We start from the raw sequence: 16860 nt of genomic DNA, 5'->3' as shown, positions 1-16860 counted from the left end.
GCTATACGGCCCCGAGAACGCGGTAGGCGTCGCGCGTCCGCCCCGCGATGTGCGCCCACGTGCGGTCGTGGGCCACTCGTGCGCGGGCGGCGGCGCCCATCATCTGCCGGTGATTCGGACTATAGAGCAATATTTCGAGCGCATCTGCCCAGGCTTGTACGTCTCCTGGCGGAATCAACCTTCCGTTCACCTGGTCTTCGACCAGCTCGCCCATCGCCTTGACATCACTCGCCGCGACGGGAAGACCGCTCGCCATCGCCTCCACCGGCTTGAGAGGGGTCACGAGATGGCACACCCGCTCCCCGGTCCTGGGCACCGCGAAGACGTCCAGAACGGCGTGGTGCGCCCGCACCTCGGCGTAGGGCACACGGCCCGTGAACAGGGCGTACTCCCCCAGGCCGAGCCCGGCCGCCTGCCGCTCCAGCGCGGGCCGCAGCGGGCCGTCCCCCACGATCAGCAGCCGCAGCGGCACCCCGCGGCGGCGCAGTTCGGCCCCCGCGCGCAGCAGGGTGCCCACTCCCTCGTGGGGCGTGAGCGTGGAGACGGTGCCCACGACCAGCTCGCCGGGGCCGATTCCGAGGCGATCGCGCAGGTCACCGGGGTCGGGCAGGGGCTGGAGGAAGACGTCGTCCACGGCGTTGGGCACGATCCGCACCCGGTCCTCGGGGACCCCCCGGGAGACGATCTCGTCCCGCATGGCCTCACCGAGGGTGAGCACCAGGTCGGCGGCCTTCATGCAGTGCGTCTCCAGGGCCCGCCGCTCCCGGTAGGAGGCGCTGTCGCGGTCGCGGCCGGGCCCCTGGGTCAGCCAGGTCTCCTCCAGGAAGCCGCGCACCTCGTAGACGACCGGGAGGCCGAACGATTCGCGCAGGGCGAGTGCCACTCGGCCGTTCGGGTGATCGGTGGCCGCGTGCAGGACCGCGGGGCGCAGCCGTTCGACGAGCCGGGCGGCGAGCTCGGCGTTGCGGGCGAGGGCGGCCGCCGGAGTCCCCGGCATCCGCACCGGCAGCAGGCGGTGGTAGGGCACCCCGTCCACGACCTGGGCCGGGCGCCCGTCCCAGACCCCCTGGGCGACGGGGAAGCCCAGCCGGGTCACGACCTGCGGGTCCAGGCCCGCCTGCCGCTGGGCGCGCGCGATGGCGTGCGTCCTGACGGTGTAACCGGCGTTCCGGTACGGCAGGGAGTTGGTGACCAGGTGCAGGACCCGTCCCGGCACCGCCGTCCCCGGCACACCGGCCGGGGCCGGCACGCCGCGCGGCCCGTAGGGCGGGGCGCCGCCGCGCCCGCGGTGCGGATCGCGTCCGGGCAGCCGGGCCAGCGCCCACCGGGCGGGCCGCCGCGCCGGCCCCGGGGCGACCCGCAGAGCCAGGGACGCCGCGCGCACCGGGTCGTCCCGCAGATGACGTACCGCCACGGAGGCGGCGAGAATCAAGGCACGAAGAGTACGACGACGCACATTCCCACCCTAAGCACCCGCAGTGAACGGGAGGCATCGTGCTCGGCTCGGTAGTCCACGTGGTCGGTGCCCGGCCCAACTTCGTCAAGGCCGCCCCGGTCGTCGCCGCCCTGCGCGGCGCCGGGCAGCCGCAGTCGGTGGTGCACACCGGACAGCACTACGACGAGCGCATGTCGCACGTCTTCTTCCGGGAGCTCGGCCTGCCCGAGCCGGACGTGGACCTCGGCGTCGGCTCCGGCAGCCACGCCCGGCAGACCGCCGCCCTGCTGACCGCGCTGGAGGACGAGCTGTCGGCCCGCGCCCCGGCCCTGGTCACGGTCTACGGGGACGTGAACTCCACGCTCGCCGCCGCGCTGGTCGCCGCCAAGCTGGGGCTGCCCGTGGCGCACGTCGAGGCGGGCCTGCGCAGCTTCGACATGACGATGCCGGAGGAGGTCAACCGGCGGCTGACCGACCAGCTCGCCGACCTGCTGTTCGTCACCAGCCCGGAGGCGGTGGGCCATCTGGCGGACGAGGGCGTGGACACCGCGCGGGTGCACTTCGTCGGCAACCCGATGATCGACACCCTCCTGGCCCACCTGCCGCGGTTCGACCCGCGGGCCGCCCGCGCCGCCCACGGGCTCCCCGCCCGCTATGGCGTCGTGACGCTGCACCGCCCCGCCAACGTCGACGACCCGGCCGCCGCGGCCGCCGCCGTGGCGGCGCTGCGCGAGGCGGCACGGCACCTGGAGCTAGCCGTACCGCTGCACCCGCGCGGACGGGCCGCGCTGGAGGCGGCGGGGCTCGGCGACACGCCCGGCATCCGGATCCTGGAGCCGCTCGGCTACCTGGAGTTCATGGGGCTCCTGCGGGGCGCCGCCGCGGTGGTCACCGACTCGGGCGGGGTCCAGGAGGAGACCACCGTCCTGGGCGTGCCCTGCCTGACGCTGCGCCCGAACACCGAACGGCCGGTGACGGTCACCCACGGCACCAACCGCCTCGTGACCCCCGACGGCCTGGCCCCGGCCCTGCTCAAGGCGCTGGACGGCGAGGCGCCCGCCCCCGAGGGCCCCCCGCTGTGGGACGGCCGCTCGGGGCCCCGCATCGCCCGCGTCATCACCGAATGGCTGGACCACCATGTCTGAGCCGCACCCGCACGACCAGCTCGCCTACTGGGACGCCCGCCACCGCGAGCACGACGACCTCGCGTCCGGCGGCCACATCGGCCTCGACCGGCCGGGCAACGAGGTCTTCTACGCGCTGCGGGTCGCCGAGGTGCTGCGCATCACCGGCGACTCCGAACGCGCGAGCGACCGGCTGCTCGTGCTGGACGCGGGCTGCGGCAAGGGCCACTTCGCGCGGGCGCTGGCCGGCTGCGGCCACCTCGTCGACGCCTTCGACGCCAGCCCCTCGGCGGTGGACCACTGCCGCGTGCTCGGCGGCGGCCCCCGCTATCGGGTGGCGGAGCTGTCGGCGTGGCGCAGCCCCTGGCCGTACGACGTCGTGCTCGCCGTGGACGTGCTCTTCCACGTGCTGGACGACGCCGCCTGGCGGGCCGCCCTGGTCAACCTCGCCTCCCTCGTCCGGCTGACCGGACGGCTGGTCGTCACCGACGAGGACGCGCCCGGGCGCGTGGCCCGCGGCGACCACGTCCTGCACCGTCCGGCGGCCGAGTACCGCGCCGTCGTAGAACCGCTCGGCCTGCGCCACGGCGGCTTCACGCCGTACGGTTTCCGGGAGAGCAGGGTCGGTTTCCACGTCTTCACGAGGACCTCCTGATGCGCCTTCTCGATCTGCTCCACCCGCACCTTGACGGGGTGACCGAGGTCGTCGACGCGACCGGCGGCGGCATCCCGCTCGGCCCCTACCTGCACCTGCCCGACGGCGTCCGGCTGCGTGCCCACGCGCCCGGCGACGGGGAACCGGTCGGCGAGGGGCGGCTGGCCCTGCTGTCGTACGGCCCCGACCCCGCCCTGCACGGTGACGAGGAGGCATGCCTCGCGGGGTTGCGGCGCATGCGGCCCGGCGGCAGGGGCCTGATCGTGTTCGGCCACCCCGGCGCCGAACTTCCCTACCACCGGCTGCTCGACGCCCTGGTGGCGCAGCACTGCCAGGTGCTGCGGGCGGCCGGCCTGGACTACCTGCACCTGCACGGCGGCGCGGTCTTCACCTGCACCGACGCGCTGCTGCCGCTCCTCGACCCGTCGGGGCGGCCCGTACCGGGCGAGGACGGCACCGCGCTGCGGCTGGCCGGCGAGTACGTGCTGGCGGAGTTCGTCACGCGGGCCGAGCGGGCGCGGCTGCTGGACCTGGAGCGCCGGCACGAGGAGGACCGCCGCGCCCTGGAGGCGCTCCAGGACGGCACGGACGGGGAGCGGACGGCGGCCCTGACCCGTGAGCGCGACCGGATCGCCGCCGAGCTGCGGCGCGCCCGGGAGCGGATCGAGGTGCTGGAGACCCGGGTCGGCATGCTGCAGGGCTCGACCTCGCTGCGGGTGGGCCAGGCGCTGGTCTCGGCCGCCCGGTCCCCGTTGCGCGGTTCGACGCGGCTGCCGCGCGAGCTGTACGGGATGTGGCGCGGCCGCGACAGGGGCGGACGCCCGTCGGCGGCCCGGCCGGGCGGGCCCGTCGCCTCCGCGGCGCCGGATGCGGCCGGGGCCGCGGCCGACGGCCACCTGCACCTGGCCCACCGGGCGTTCACGGCGGGCCCCCGCGACCGGCTGGTCGTCGCCGGCGTCCTGGACCCCGGCACCGCCGCGGACTTCTCCCACGACGCCGTCGTCAACCGTGTGCTGCCGCACGACGCCCGGCAGGTCACCGAACGCACCGACCCGGACGTGCTCGTCGTGCAGCTCAGCGCCTGCCTCCGCGGCGCGTGGGCGCACACCGGCACCGGCGACGCCCCCGACCTGGACCGGCGGCTGGCCGAACTCCTCGCCGCCGCCCACGCGCTCGGCCGCACCGCCGTGCTGTGGCGGGACGCCCCCGCCGCGGCCGCCCCGGGCCTGGCCCCGTTCCCCTGGGACGCCGTGCTCGACGGGGACACCGGGGTGCAGCCGGCCCGGCTGGACCCGGCGGCGGTGGACCGGGCCGGCCTCCGGGAGATCTTCACCACCCGGGCCACCCGGGTGCGGTTGTCGGAACTCGCCAGGATCGCCGGGGCGGCGGACCCGCTGGACGCCCGGCGGGTGTCCGTACTGGCCGACCCGCGTGACGACGCCGAGGTCTCGCGCCTGGTCGCGCAGGTCATGGCGCAGCGGCACCGCCCCGCCGAGGTGCTGGTGCCCGTGCCAGGGACGGCCTACGCGGAACTCACCGCGGGCGGGGTCGCCGTACGGGCCGCGGCGGACGGACCGGGCGCGCCCTGGGTCGCGGACTGGTCGGACCTCGCGGAGGAACGCTCGGCGGTCCACCTGCTGGACCTGATGTGCGCCCAGGAGTGCTCCGGGGCCGACGTGGTGGCCTTCAGCGCCGACACGGCGGGCTTCGTGCCGCACGTCAACGGCTTCCGCCCGGCGCTGGTGCGCAGGGCTCTGTGGCCGTCCCCGGGGGCGGGGCGGCTGTTCACGATCCGCCCGGAGGAGGTCCGATGACGGGCACGCGCACGGTCAGGGCAATGGTCTACGGGGACGTGGACCTCAACCTCATCGACGGTTCCGCGGTCTGGGCCCAGTCGACGGTGCAGGCACTGGCCCGCGCCGGCTGCGCGACCCGGCTGGTGCTGAAGGCGCCGGTGCGCACCGGGCGGCTGGTCGACCCCCTGGCGGAGCTGCCGGGGGTGTCCGTCGTACCGACCGGCCACGTCCTCTCCGCCGTCCAGGCCTCGCGGGTGCTGCGCGATCAGGACGAGCGGGAGCCGTGCGACCTGCTCGTGCTGCGCGGACGCCGGCTGGTGGCGCAGGTCGTCGCCGACGGCGCCTTCGACGGACGGATCTGGGCGTACCTCACGGACATCCCGCAGTCGGCGGCGCACATGACGGAGGAGGCCGTCGAGGAGCTGACCGGGATCGCGGAGGCGTCCCGGCATCTGCTCTGCCAGACCGAGGAGTTGCGCTGCTTCATCGAGGCCTGGGTGCCGGCCGCGTGCGGCAAGTGCGTGCTGTACCCGCCCAGCGTGCCCGTGCCGGAATTCGCGGTGCCGGAGCACGAGGCGGCGGGCGACCCCCTGCGCATGGTGTACACGGGGAAGTTCGCGCCGCGCTGGAACACCCTGGAGATGACGGAACTGCCCGACGCGCTGGCGGCCCGGGGGATCAGGGCCGAACTCCACACCGTCGGCGACAAGATCCACGACGACCCGCGGCACCCCGGCTTCCACGCGGACATGGAGCACGCGCTGCGCACCGCGACCGGCGTGGTGCACCACGGGGGCACCTCACGCCAGGACGCCATGCGCATCGCCGCGGGCTGCGACCTGGGGCTGGGCTGGCGCCACCCGGAACTGGACGCGAGCCTGGAACTGTCCACCAAGGTCCTGGAGTTCGGGACGCTGGGGCTGCCCGTCGTGCTCAACCGCACCCCAGCGCACGAGGCGCTGCTCGGCGCCGACTACCCGCTGTTCGTCCCCGGCCGGGGCACCCTCGACGACGCGGCCGAGGCGGTCGCCGCCGCCCGCTCCCCCGAGGCCTACCGGACGGCCGCCCGGCGCTGCCGCGAGGCCGCCGCGCACTTCTCGCTGGACCGGGCCGCCGAGCGGCTGCGCGGCCTGGTCGAGCGGGCGCTGCCCGCCGCACCGGCCGGTCTCGCCGGACGCGGCCGGCCGCTGCGGGTCGTCGTCGCCGGGCACGACCTGAAGTTCTTCACCCGGCTGCTGGACCACCTCCAGGCGCTGCCCGGGGTGGAGGTGCGGGTCGACGCCTGGGAGGCGCTGGCCCGGCACGACGCGGCGGCCGGCCGCGAACTCGCCGCCTGGGCCGATGTCGTGGTCGTGGAGTGGTGCGGGCCCGCGGCCGTCTGGTACAGCCGACACAAGCGGCGCGGTTCCCGCCTGGTGGTGCGGCTGCACCGCTTCGAGCTGTACGCCGGCTACCCCGCGCAGGTCGACATCGACGCCGTCGACCGCGTCGTGTGCGTCAGCCCGCACTACAACCGGCTGACGCGGGAACGCACCGGCTGGCCGCAGGAGAAGCTCGTCACCGTCCCCAACTGGGTCGACGACCGGCAGCTGGACCGTCCCAAGGTCCCCGACGCCCGCTACCGCCTCGGCATGATCGGCGTCGCGCCCTCGCGCAAGCGGCTCGACCTGGGGCTGGACGTGCTCGAGGCCCTGCGGGCCCGGGACCCGCGGTGGCGGCTGTCGGTGAAGTCCAAGATGCCGTGGGACTACTGGTGGATCTGGAACAAGCCCGAGGAGCGGGCCCACTACGACGCCGTGCTGCGGCGGGTGCAGTCCGGCCCGCTGGAGGACGCCGTGGTCTTCGACGACTTCGGGCCCGACGTGGCGAGCTGGCTGCGGCGCATCGGCTTCGTCCTGTCCACCAGCGACGACGAGAGCTTCCACCTCGCCCCCGCCGAGGGCATGGCCTCCGGGGCGGTGCCCGCCCTGCTGCCCTGGCCGGGCGCGGACGCGATCTACGAACGCCGCTGGATCCACGACTCCCCCTCGGCCATGGCGGACGCGATCTCCGCGCTCGCGGCCGACGGCTGGGAGGAGGCGGGCGGGCAGGCCCGGGACTGGCTGCGCCGCAGCTTCGGGCTGGACACGGTCCGCGAGGCGTGGACGGAGCTGGTCACCGCTCCGGCGCCGTGACACCCCCGGGCAGCCGGGCGGCCGGGCAGATCCGTGATCGCCCGACGGGGGTCACCCCCCGGCCGTAGCATGACGGCGGGGTGGTGACTGGAGGTGCGCATGACCACGCAAGAGTCGTCGTACGACGTGCTCGTCGTCGGGGGTTCCGGGGTGGACACCGTGGTGCGGGTGGACAGCCTGCCCGTGCCGTACGTGGACTCCCTGGGGGTGGGACCGGTCCGGGAGTGGCCCGGCCAGACCGGCGGCAACGTGGCGCTGGGCTGCCGCGCGCTCGGCATGACCGTGAAGTTCCTCGACTTCGTCGGCGAGGACTGGGTCGGCACCCTGCTCCGGGAGCGCCTGGCCAAGGGCGACGTCGACTTCGAGCCGCTGATCTCCCCCGCCGGGACCCGGCGGGCGGTCAACCTGGTGGACGCCACGGGCCGGCGGATGTCCTTCTACGACGGACGCGACCCGGCGGACCTGCGGATGCCGCGCGAGTTCTACCTCCCGCACCTGCGCCGGGCCCGGCACGTGCACCTGTCGATCTCGCACTTCACCCGCTTCCTCTACGACGACATCGAGGAACTCGGCCTGCCCGTCTCGACGGACCTGCACGACTGGGACGGACTGGCGGAGCACCAGCGGGAGTTCGCCCGCCGCTCGGACCTGGTCTTCCTCAGCGCGGCGGGAGCGGGCGAGCGCATCGCGGACGTCATGCGCGGCATCCTGCGTGACGGCCGCGCGCAGGCCGTGATCGCCACCGCCGGGGCGGGCGGCGCCTACCTGCTGGCGCGCGACGGGAGCAGCACGCCCCGGCACGTGCCGGCCGTCGTCCCGCCCGGCCCGGTGGTGGACTCCAACGGCGCGGGCGACGCCTTCCTGTGCGGCTTCCTCCACGGGCGCACGCGCGGACTGGACCTCGAGTCCTGCGCCCGTCTCGGTGCGACGGCGGGTGCGTACACCTGCACGGCGGGCGGCAACCTGGCCCTCGTCGACGCCGCGACGCTGGACTCCGTTCAGGTCTCCCGCGCCGGCTCGTAGTCGGCCTCCTCCAGTCCGAAGGTCCAGGCGACGCCCTCGCGGGCGGTCCGGGTCCGCGGCGGCACCCGCAGCCAGTAGGTGCGGTGGGTGCCGTCCGGCTCCGGCGTGGAGTTGACGACCTCGACCATGACCAGCGGCTCGTCCCCCTCCAGTTCGATCCGCCAGAGCACCCCGGCCGCGTCCCGCTGGACGGGCTCCGCCCCGGACTCCTCCAGGTAGCGCTCGTAGCCGTAGTGCTCCAGCATCACCCGGCGCAGTTCGGCGTTCTCCTCCTCGCGTATGCGGCGCGGGGTCAGCCCGGCAAGCCCGTCGAGGAACTCGGCGGGGACCGGCATGCCGCGCCAGGCGTGCAGCGCGAAACCGTCCGCGAAGGCCAGCGCGGGCCGTCGCCGCGGTCCAGCCGGTCGGCCTCGTCCCGGTGCAGTTCCAGGGGGCGTTCGGCGACGACCGCCGTCCGCTCGTACGGCCACCACCAGCCGGCGTTCCTGGCGACCGCGGCGATCCCGGCCAGCTCGCCCGCGCCCTCCTGGCCGTCGAAGGCGGCCAGCCACGGCGCGTCGTGCTGCCCGAGCACGGCGTCGAGCAGCGCCAGCCGCACGGCCTGCCCGCCCCCGGACACCGCCGGTGCCGCGTCGGCCACGGCGGTCCGTATCCGCTCGGTCAGCAGCACCGTCGTGTCCCACAACTGCGCGCCGGTGACGGCCCAGTGGTCCGCCCAGCCGGCCGGCCCGAGCCGGCCCGCGACCCGCTCCCGCGCGGCCGCCCACGGCCGGGTGCGCACCGCGTCGCGGACGCTGCCGCCCGCCGTGCCGTCCGCCGTCAGACGCACGGCCAGGGCCACCGCCTCCAGCGGCGAGGCCGCCCACACGATCCGTTCCGGCTCCGGCAGGCCGGCCAGCCGGTAGGCCCGGCGCACCCCCTCCTCCGCCGCGGCCCGGTCCGCCGGGCCCGTCGCCGCCACGACCTCGCGCCACAGCGCCGTCGTGTCGGCCTCCTCACCCGTGCCCGCAGCCGCACCCGTGTTCGCAGCCGCACCCGTGCCCGTGCTCGCCACCGTCGTCATCGCTCCGCTCCCCCGTCCCCGTCAGTCCGCCACGACGCGCACCGCGCCGGGCACGTACTCGCGCTGCCGCACGACCCGGTACCAGCCCTTGGGCAGCGGTATCGCGGCGTGCTCCTCGTGCACCACCCGCCCGCCGTCCGGGAGGTGGAGGTACGCCGCCCCGAACGGCCCCGCCTCCCGCACCAGCGTCCCCGGGCCGACCACCGCGTGGGCGTGCCCGGTCACCTCACCGAGGGCCAGCACGAGCCTGCCCCGCGGGTCCCTCGGCTGCCGCGGCAGCCGCTCCGTGCCCGGCGGCACGGCCGCCTCCGCGACGGGCACGATCAGGACGTCCCCCTGCCGGTACATGCGTGTCTCCCTTCGCCGTCGGCGCCCGCCGACCCGATGTCCACGACGCTACGCGGGGGGTGTGACAACGCCCCCCGGCCGACTGTGCACAGCCCGCGGCGAGCGCTGTCGGAGGGACTTGGTAGAACTCTTCGCGAGCGGGGCACACCGCCCCGCGGCAGTGGCCGCACCGAAGCGGCAGCACCGCCGAGGCACCGCGTCCGTCCATCCCGGGGAGACCAACGATGTCCTACGTCGAACATCTGCAGGAACTGAACGGCCTGCCGGCCTTCGACTTCCCCGCGCCGGGCGCGCGGCAGGAACTCCCGGCGGCCGGAGCGGTGGCCTGGCGGCTGGCCGTCAACCCGTACGACGACGACGCGAAGGAGAACTTCGCGCAGCTGTGGGACCGCTTCCTGGAGACCGTGGAGCCCGCCGGCGTGCGGGCCCTGGTCCTGGGGCAGTGGGGGGAGCCGTACGACAACGACTCCGGTGCCGTCGTGCGGCCGCTCGTGGAGGCACGGGAGCGACTGACCGGACTGGAGGCCGTGTTCATCGGCGACCTGGAGATGGAGGAGGCCGAGATCTCCTGGATCGAGCAGTCCGACGTGACGCCGGTGCTCGACGCCTACCCCCGGCTGGAGGTGCTGGGCGTCCGCGGCGGGTCGGGGCTGCGCTTCCCGGCGACGGGCCACCAGCGGCTGCGCACGTTGCGCTTCGAGGCGGGCGGCCTGCCCGGCGAGGTAGTCCGCGGCGTCGGCGCGAGCGAACTCCCCGCGCTGGAGCACCTGGAGCTGTGGCTCGGCGTGTCGGAGTACGGGGGCGACGCCACGGTCGCCGACCTGGCGCCGATCCTCGCCGGCGGCCGCTTCCCGGCCCTGCGCCACCTCGGCCTGCGCAACAGCGAGATACAGGACGAGATCGCCGGCGCCGTCGCCGCGGCCCCCGTCGTGGCCCAGCTCTCCTCGCTCGACCTGTCCCTGGGCGTGCTCACCGACGACGGTGTGAGCGCCCTGCTCGCCGGCCAGCCGCTCACCCACCTGAACTGGCTCGACCTCCACCACAACTTCGTCACCGAGCCGGTCGCCGAGCGCGTACGGGCCGCCCTCGAGCCCTCGGGCGTCGAGGTCGACCTCTCCGAACCCGGCGACGAGGACGAGTGGGACGGCGAGATCCACCGCTACACCGCCGTCGCGGAGTGAGGCCGTCATGACAGTGACACACCACCTGGAGACCTTCCACGGGCTCCGCGTGCACACGCTGCCCGAGGCCGGCACCGCCGAGCTGCCCGCGCCCGACGCCGTGGCCTGGCGGCTGGACTGCTTCGAGGCCGGCGGGATCCCCTTCCCCGAGGTGTGGGGCCACTTCACCTCGGCGGTCGACACCACGCGGGTGCGCGCCCTCGTCCTCGGGCCCTGGTGGGACGACGAGTACGCGGAACTGCGTCCCGCGCTGGATCTGGTGCTGGCGGACGCGGAGCGCTTCCCCGCGCTGCGCGCCCTCTTCCTCGCCGACGTGACGTACGAGGAGTGCGAGGTCTCCTGGCTGCAGCTGACCGACGTCACGCCCGTCCTCGAACGCTTCCCGCTGCTGGAGGAGTTCGGTGTCCGCGGCGGCGACTCGCAGGGCCTGGGCCAGGAGCCGCTGTCCCTGCGGCCGGTCCGCCACGAGGCGCTGCGCGTGCTGCGCTTCGAGTCCGGCGGACTGCCCGGCGCGGTGGTGCGGGCGGTCGCCGCCTGTGAACTGCCCGCACTGGAGCGGCTGGAGCTGTGGCTCGGCGTGTCGGAGTACGGGGGCGACGCCACGGTCGCCGATCTGGCGCCGGTCCTCGCCGGCGGCCGCTTCCCCGCACTGCGCCACCTCGGCCTCCAGGACAGCGAACTGCAGGACGAGATCGCGGCGGCCGTGGCCTCGGCGCCCGTCGTCGCCCAGTTGGAGACGCTGAACCTGTCCATGGGCACGCTCGGCGACACCGGCGCCGAGGCGCTGCTGGGCGGCCAGCCGCTCACCCACCTCAAGCGGCTCGACCTGCACCACCACTTCCTGAGCGAGGCCGTGGCCGAGCGGTTGCGCACGACGGTGGGCTCCGCGGGCACCGAGGTCGACCTGTCGGAGCAGCTCGCGTCGCGCCGCCGTCGGGGCGAGGAGTGGCGCTATGTCGCCGTCTCCGAATAGCCGCACCGGCGGTGCGCCGCGGATCGCCGTGGTCGGCAACCCCGGCAACCGCAGGACGACGCTGTTCGCCGACGCGGTACGCGCCGCCGGGCACCGAGCACCGCGCGTGGTGGCGTGGCGCGACGTGCTGCGCGGCCGGTACGCCTTCGCGCCCGGCGAGTTCGTGCGCGTCGACTCCCCCGGTGAGGACGCCGAGGTCGACCGGCTGCTGCGGGGCGCCGACGACCCGGCCCGGGTCGAGGGCACCGCGCTGTGGTACCGCCGTTTCACCGCCAAGGTGCACGAGGTCACGGATGCGGTCCGGCGGGCCGGCGCGGTGCCGTCGGCGGACGCGGGCGAGGTCGCCGTCCTGTTCGACAAGCGCCGCTGCCACGCCCGGCTCGCCGCGGCGGGCGTCGCGGTGCCGCCCGCGCCCGGCGGGCCACCGGTGCGCGGCTGGGACGAGCTCAGGGAGCGGCTGCGGGCCGCCCGGATCTCCCGGGCGTTCCTCAAGCCCGCGCACGGCTCCTCCGCCTCCGGTGTGGTGGCGCTGGCGATGGCGGGGCCCGGCCGGATCAAGGCGACGACCTCGGTGGAGACCACGGCCGACGGACGCCTGTTCAACTCGCTGCGGGTGCGGGAGTACCGCACGGAACCGGAGGTGGCCGCCCTCGTCGACGCGCTGGCCCCGGATGGGCTGCACGTGGAGCGCTGGCTGCCCAAGGCGTCCCAGCACGGGCGCGCGGCCGACCTGCGGGTGGTGGTGGTCGCCGGCCGCGCCACGCACGCCGTCGTCCGCACCAGCCCGCACCCGATGACGAACCTGCACCTCGGCGGCGCCCGCGGCGACCTGGACACGGCCCGCGCGGCGATCAGCGCCGCGGGCGGCGACTTCCGGGACGTGCTGACGACCGCCGAGCAGGCGGCGGCGTGCTTCCCCGGCACCCTCTGCGTCGGCGTGGACGTGCTGGCCACGACGGGCTGGCGCCGCTTCGCCGTCGGCGAGGTCAACGCCTTCGGGGATCTGCTGCCCCGGCTCACCGGTCTCCCGGGCAGCGGGGCCGAGGGACTGGGCACCTACGCCGCCCAGGTCGCCGCCGTACCGGCCGCGATGGAACGCGCGCGACGCGAGGAGCACCACCATGACGCCACCGCTTGACATGAACCAGATCGTGGGCAGCCACGACATCCTGCTGGTCACGCTGGACACCCTCCGCCACGACGTGGCCGAGGAACTGGCCGCGGCGGGCCGCATCCCCCACCTGGCCCGCCATCTGCCCGGTGGCCGCTGGGAACGCCGGCACGCGCCCGGCAGCTTCACGTACGCCTCCCACCAGGCGATCTTCGCGGGCTTCCTGCCCACGCCCACTGAGCCCGGCCCCCACCCGCGGCTGTTCGCGGCGCGCTTCGCCGGCAGTGAGAGCACCGCGGACGGCACCTTCGTCTACGACACCCCCGACCTGGTGTCGGGGCTCGCCGCGGCCGGCTACCGCACGGTGTGCATCGGCGGCGTCGGCTTCTTCAACAAGCAGGCCCCGCTGGGGTCGGTGCTGCCCGGGCTCTTCCAGGAGAGCCATTGGGAGCCGGAGTTCGGCGTGCCCTCACCCACCTCCTTCGAGGCGCAGGTGGCCCGCGCCGAGGAGGTCGTCGCCGCCCTGCCGCCGCAGCGGCCGCTGTTCCTCTTCGTGAACGTCTCGGCGCTGCACCAGCCCAACTGGTTCCACCTGCCCGGCGCCACCCGGGAGGCCGGCGACTCGCGCGCCACCCACGCCGCCGCCCTGGAGTACGTCGACCGCAACATCGGCAGGCTCTTCGCCGCCGCCTCCAGCCGCCGTCCGTGCCTGGCCGTCGTCTGCTCCGACCACGGCACGGCGTACGGAGAGGACGGCCACACCGGCCACCGCATCGGCCACGAGGTCGTGTGGACGGTGCCCTACGCCCACTTCATCCTCGACGGGGCCGCCCGATGACCCGCACCGACGTCACGCTCTCCCCGACGCCCCCGGCCACGGCCGCCGTGCGCCCGTACCGGCACTACGTGTACGCGTACCCGCACAAGACGGCCTACCGCGCGCTGCCCCGCGAGCAGGCCGGGCTGCGCGACCTGTGGGTGGACGAGCCGAAGGACGCGCTGTCCCTCTACTTCCACATCCCGTTCTGCGAGGTCCGCTGCGGCTTCTGCAACCTCTTCACCAGGATCGGGGCGCCGGACGGCCTTGCCACCGCCTACCTGGACGCCCTGGAGCGCCAGGCCGCCGCGGTGCGGGAGGCGCTGGGCGAGGGGGCGCGGTTCGCCAACGCCGCCTTCGGAGGCGGGACTCCCACGTACCTGGAGGCCGGCGAGCTGGAACGGCTCTGCGACCTGGCGGAACAGGGCCTGGGCGCCGACCTGCGGGCGATACCGCTCTCCGTGGAGGCCTCGCCGGCCACCGCGACCGCCGACCGGCTGTCGGTGCTGGCGGAGCGTGGCACGACCCGCCTGAGCCTGGGGGTGCAGAGCTTCGTCGAGGCGGAGGCCCGTGCCGCCGTCCGCCCGCAGCGCCGGGCCGACGTCGAGGCGGCGCTGGGCAGGGTCCGGGAGGCGGGCATCCCCGTGCTCAACGTCGACCTGATCTACGGCATCGACGGTCAGACCGAGCGGTCCTGGACGACGTCCCTGGACGCCGCGCTCGCCTGGGGCCCTGAGGAGCTGTACCTGTACCCGCTCTACGTCCGCCCGCTCACCGGCCTCGGCCGGCACACCGCCGGCGCCGCGCCGGACGAGGCGGCGTGGGACGAGCAGCGACTGCGGCTGTACCGCCACGGCCGCGACCATCTGCTGGCGCACGGCTACGAGCAGGTGTCGATGCGCATGTTCCGCCGTGCGGACGCCCCCACCACCGGCGGCGGGGACTACGCCTGCCAGACCGACGGCATGGTCGGCCTCGGCTGCGGGGCCCGTTCGTACACCTCCACGCTGCACTACTCCTTCGACTACGCCGTCGACATGCACCGCATCCGCGGCATCATCGACGCCTACACGGCGCGCACCACGCGGGAGTTCGGTCACGCCGACTTCGGGTGGGCGATGGACTCCGAGGAGGCGCGCCGCCGTCATCTGCTGCAGTCCCTGCTGCAGGCCGACGGCCTGCCCGTCGCCGAGTACCGGGCCCGCTTCGGCACCGCTCCGGAGGAGGACTTCGCCGAGGAGCTGGGCCGCTTCGCGGAGCGGGGCTGGCTGGACACCGCCGCCGGTCCGGACGTGCTGCGGCTGTCGCCCGAGGGCCTGGCCCATTCCGACGCGGTCGGTCCCGAGCTGTTCTCGGCCGCCGTGCGGCGGCGCATGGCCGCCTACGAGCCCAGGTGAGCGCCCCCGCAATGGACCTGACGATCCTCTACCGCGGCCCGCTGGCCTCCTGCGACTACGACTGCCCCTACTGCCCGTTCGCCAAGCGCAGGGACAGCAGGGCCCAGCTGACCGCCGACCGCGCCGCGCTCGAGCGCTTCACCGGCTGGGCGGCCGAACGGACGGACGACCGGCTTTCGCTGCTGTTCACCCCGTGGGGCGAGGGCCTGGTGCGTTCCTGGTACCGGCGCTCCCTGGTCGAGCTGAGCCGGCTGCCGCACGTGAGCCGGGTGGCGATCCAGACCAATCTGAGCTGCCGCACGCAGTGGCTGGACGAGGCCGACCTCGGCACGCTCGCGCTGTGGTGCACCTTCCACCCCGGTCAGACCCCCTACGACCGGTTCCTGGCCAAGTGCCGCGACCTGGCGGACCGCGGGGTCCGGCACAGCGTGGGCGTCGTCGGCCTGCCGGAGCACCTGGAGCAGGCCCGCAGGCTGCGGGCCGACCTCCCGGACCACGTCTACCTGTGGGTCAACGCCGCCGAGGGCCGCACGTACACCGACGCCGAGGCGGCCCGGTGGACGGACCTCGACCCGCTCTTCCCCTACAGCCGGCATCCGCACCGCAGCGCGGGCCTGCCGTGCCGAACGGGCGAGTCGGTCGTCTCGGTGGACGGCGAGGGCACCGTCCGGCGCTGCCACTTCGTCCCCGAGGAGCTGGGCAACCTCTACGACGGCTCCTACCGCGCGGCGCTGCGCCCGCGGGCCTGCCCGCTGGCGGTCTGCGACTGCCACATCGGCTACGTCCACCTGGAGACGCTGCCGTTGTACGACGTGTTCGCCGGCGGGGTCCTGGAGCGGATCCCCGCCGCGCCGCCGCCCGGGCGGACACCGCTGCGGCTGCTGACGCCGGCGTCCCCCTGAGCAGGCCCGTGGGGCGGCGTCAGCCCTTGCGGCCGACGCCTCCCCAGAAGGCGATGCGGACGTGCTCGCCCTCCTGCCGGGGCGGGCCGTCCGGGCGCCACCGCGGCACCTGCACCAGGCCCGGCTCGACCAGGGAGAACCCTTCGAAGAAGGGCTCGATCTCCGCCTTGCCGCGCAGGGTGAGCGTGGAGGTCGCGTTCTTGTAGGCCTCCCCCGCGTCGGCGTCGACGTCCCGGTGGAAGTCGGTCGTGCCGTGGCTGAGGATCAGCAGGCTGCCGGGCGCGAGGTTCTTGGTGAGGGTGCGCACGATCCCGGCCGGGTCCTCGTCGTCGCGGACGAAGTGCAGCAGCGCGACGAGCATCAGGGCGACGGGCTCGTCGAAGTCGATCAGCTCCCGGATGGTGGCGTGCTCCAGGACGGTCTCGGGCTCGCGGACGTCACCGAGGAAGAAACCGGCGTTCCCGGTGTTGGTGAGCCGCGCACCGGCGTGGGCGGCCACGATGGGGTCGTTGTCGACGTAGGCGACCCGAGCGTCGGGCGCGACGGAGCGGGCGACCTCGTGGGTGTTGGGCGAGGTGGGGATGCCGGTGCCGACGTCGACGAACTGCCGGATGCCCTGCCCCGCCGCGTAGCGCACCGCGCGCTGCATGAAGTCCCGGTTGGCGCGTGCGCTGGGGCGCGCGTCGGGGGTCATGCGGATCACCATCTCGGCCGCCTCGCGGTCGGCCTCGTAGTTGTCCTTGCCGCCGAGGTAGTAGTCGTACATCCGGGCCGGGTGCGGCCGGCTGGTGTCGATCTCCTCCGCTGGGAAGCCCTTGTCGGTCAACGCCCTGCTCCGTTCGGATTCCGGTGGCCCTTGCG

Annotated in this window: 14 protein-coding genes and 1 pseudogene; 11 read left to right on the top strand and 4 right to left on the bottom strand. The window is 75.1% G+C overall.

Going from position 1 to position 16860, the window contains the following annotated elements; translation table 11 throughout:
- Position 1: 1 nt before the first annotated feature.
- Positions 2-1432 carry a glycosyltransferase gene (locus ACZ7MY_RS23385; RefSeq protein WP_499604333.1) on the bottom strand — a complete coding sequence of 477 codons (1431 nt, stop codon included), beginning with the start codon at positions 1430-1432 and terminating at the stop codon, positions 2-4.
- 62 nt (positions 1433-1494) lie between these two features.
- On the opposite strand from ACZ7MY_RS23385, the gene wecB reads away from it, so the two are divergent.
- From wecB to ACZ7MY_RS23360, 5 genes are all read left to right on the top strand, one after another.
- Positions 1495-2580 (top strand): non-hydrolyzing UDP-N-acetylglucosamine 2-epimerase, encoded by a 1086-nt coding sequence (gene wecB / locus ACZ7MY_RS23380; RefSeq protein ID WP_499604331.1) that lies wholly within the window; start codon positions 1495-1497, stop codon positions 2578-2580.
- Positions 2573-3214 (top strand): class I SAM-dependent methyltransferase, encoded by a 642-nt coding sequence (locus ACZ7MY_RS23375; RefSeq protein WP_499604329.1) that lies wholly within the window; start codon positions 2573-2575, stop codon positions 3212-3214. Before wecB ends, ACZ7MY_RS23375 begins: the two co-directional genes overlap by 8 nt.
- Positions 3214-5028, top strand: a complete 1815-nt coding sequence (locus ACZ7MY_RS23370) for an ATP synthase subunit epsilon domain-containing protein (RefSeq protein WP_499604327.1) — start codon at positions 3214-3216, stop codon at positions 5026-5028. Before ACZ7MY_RS23375 ends, ACZ7MY_RS23370 begins: the two co-directional genes overlap by 1 nt.
- Positions 5025-7184, top strand: a complete 2160-nt coding sequence (locus ACZ7MY_RS23365; RefSeq protein ID WP_499604325.1) for a glycosyltransferase family 4 protein — start codon at positions 5025-5027, stop codon at positions 7182-7184. Before ACZ7MY_RS23370 ends, ACZ7MY_RS23365 begins: the two co-directional genes overlap by 4 nt.
- Before the next feature lie 99 nt (positions 7185-7283).
- A complete protein-coding gene (locus ACZ7MY_RS23360; RefSeq protein WP_499604323.1) occupies positions 7284-8207 on the top strand; it encodes a carbohydrate kinase family protein in 924 nt (307 codons plus the stop codon).
- Here the strand turns inward: ACZ7MY_RS23360 and ACZ7MY_RS23355 are convergent.
- Both ACZ7MY_RS23355 and ACZ7MY_RS23350 read right to left on the bottom strand, forming a co-directional pair.
- Positions 8183-9270: pseudogene (locus tag ACZ7MY_RS23355) on the bottom strand (DUF6745 domain-containing protein). The gene ACZ7MY_RS23360 and the pseudogene ACZ7MY_RS23355 overlap by 25 nt on opposite strands.
- 21 nt (positions 9271-9291) lie before the next feature.
- Positions 9292-9618, bottom strand: coding sequence for a DUF8820 family protein (locus tag ACZ7MY_RS23350; RefSeq protein ID WP_499604321.1), 327 nt, complete (start codon positions 9616-9618; stop codon positions 9292-9294).
- A gap of 224 nt (positions 9619-9842) precedes the next feature.
- Between ACZ7MY_RS23350 and ACZ7MY_RS23345 the strand changes: the two genes are divergently transcribed.
- The 6 genes from ACZ7MY_RS23345 to ACZ7MY_RS23320 are packed head-to-tail and all read left to right on the top strand — an operon-like array spanning position 9843 to position 15999.
- Positions 9843-10799 (top strand): STM4015 family protein, encoded by a 957-nt coding sequence (locus ACZ7MY_RS23345; RefSeq protein ID WP_499604319.1) that lies wholly within the window; start codon positions 9843-9845, stop codon positions 10797-10799.
- A 7-nt stretch (positions 10800-10806) separates the two neighbouring features.
- The gene (locus tag ACZ7MY_RS23340; RefSeq protein WP_499604317.1) at positions 10807-11772 is read left to right on the top strand and encodes an STM4015 family protein; all 966 of its coding nucleotides are present in this window, start codon (positions 10807-10809) and stop codon (positions 11770-11772) included.
- Positions 11753-12910 carry an STM4014 family protein gene (locus tag ACZ7MY_RS23335; protein ID WP_499604316.1) on the top strand — a complete coding sequence of 386 codons (1158 nt, stop codon included), beginning with the start codon at positions 11753-11755 and terminating at the stop codon, positions 12908-12910. The genes ACZ7MY_RS23340 and ACZ7MY_RS23335 overlap by 20 nt, the downstream gene beginning before the upstream one ends.
- Position 12911: 1 nt before the next feature.
- Positions 12912-13721, top strand: a complete 810-nt coding sequence (locus ACZ7MY_RS23330) for an STM4013/SEN3800 family hydrolase (RefSeq protein ID WP_499604489.1) — start codon at positions 12912-12914, stop codon at positions 13719-13721.
- Positions 13718-15097: an STM4012 family radical SAM protein gene (locus tag ACZ7MY_RS23325; RefSeq protein WP_499604314.1), complete on the top strand. Its 1380-nt coding sequence runs from the start codon at positions 13718-13720 to the stop codon at positions 15095-15097. The genes ACZ7MY_RS23330 and ACZ7MY_RS23325 overlap by 4 nt, the downstream gene beginning before the upstream one ends.
- Before the next feature lie 11 nt (positions 15098-15108).
- Entirely contained in the window at positions 15109-15999 is an 891-nt protein-coding gene (locus tag ACZ7MY_RS23320; RefSeq protein ID WP_499604487.1) for an STM4011 family radical SAM protein, read from the top strand.
- A 19-nt stretch (positions 16000-16018) separates the two neighbouring features.
- Here ACZ7MY_RS23320 and ACZ7MY_RS23315 read toward each other — a convergent pair whose 3' ends face one another.
- Positions 16019-16825 carry an SAM-dependent methyltransferase gene (locus ACZ7MY_RS23315; RefSeq protein ID WP_499604313.1) on the bottom strand — a complete coding sequence of 269 codons (807 nt, stop codon included), beginning with the start codon at positions 16823-16825 and terminating at the stop codon, positions 16019-16021.
- Positions 16826-16860: the final 35 nt, after the last annotated feature.

The organism is Streptomyces sp. NPDC111520, from assembly GCF_055635295.1.
The sequence above is the reverse complement of the archived record's forward strand: the minus strand, read 5'-3'. Positions and strand labels throughout refer to the sequence as shown.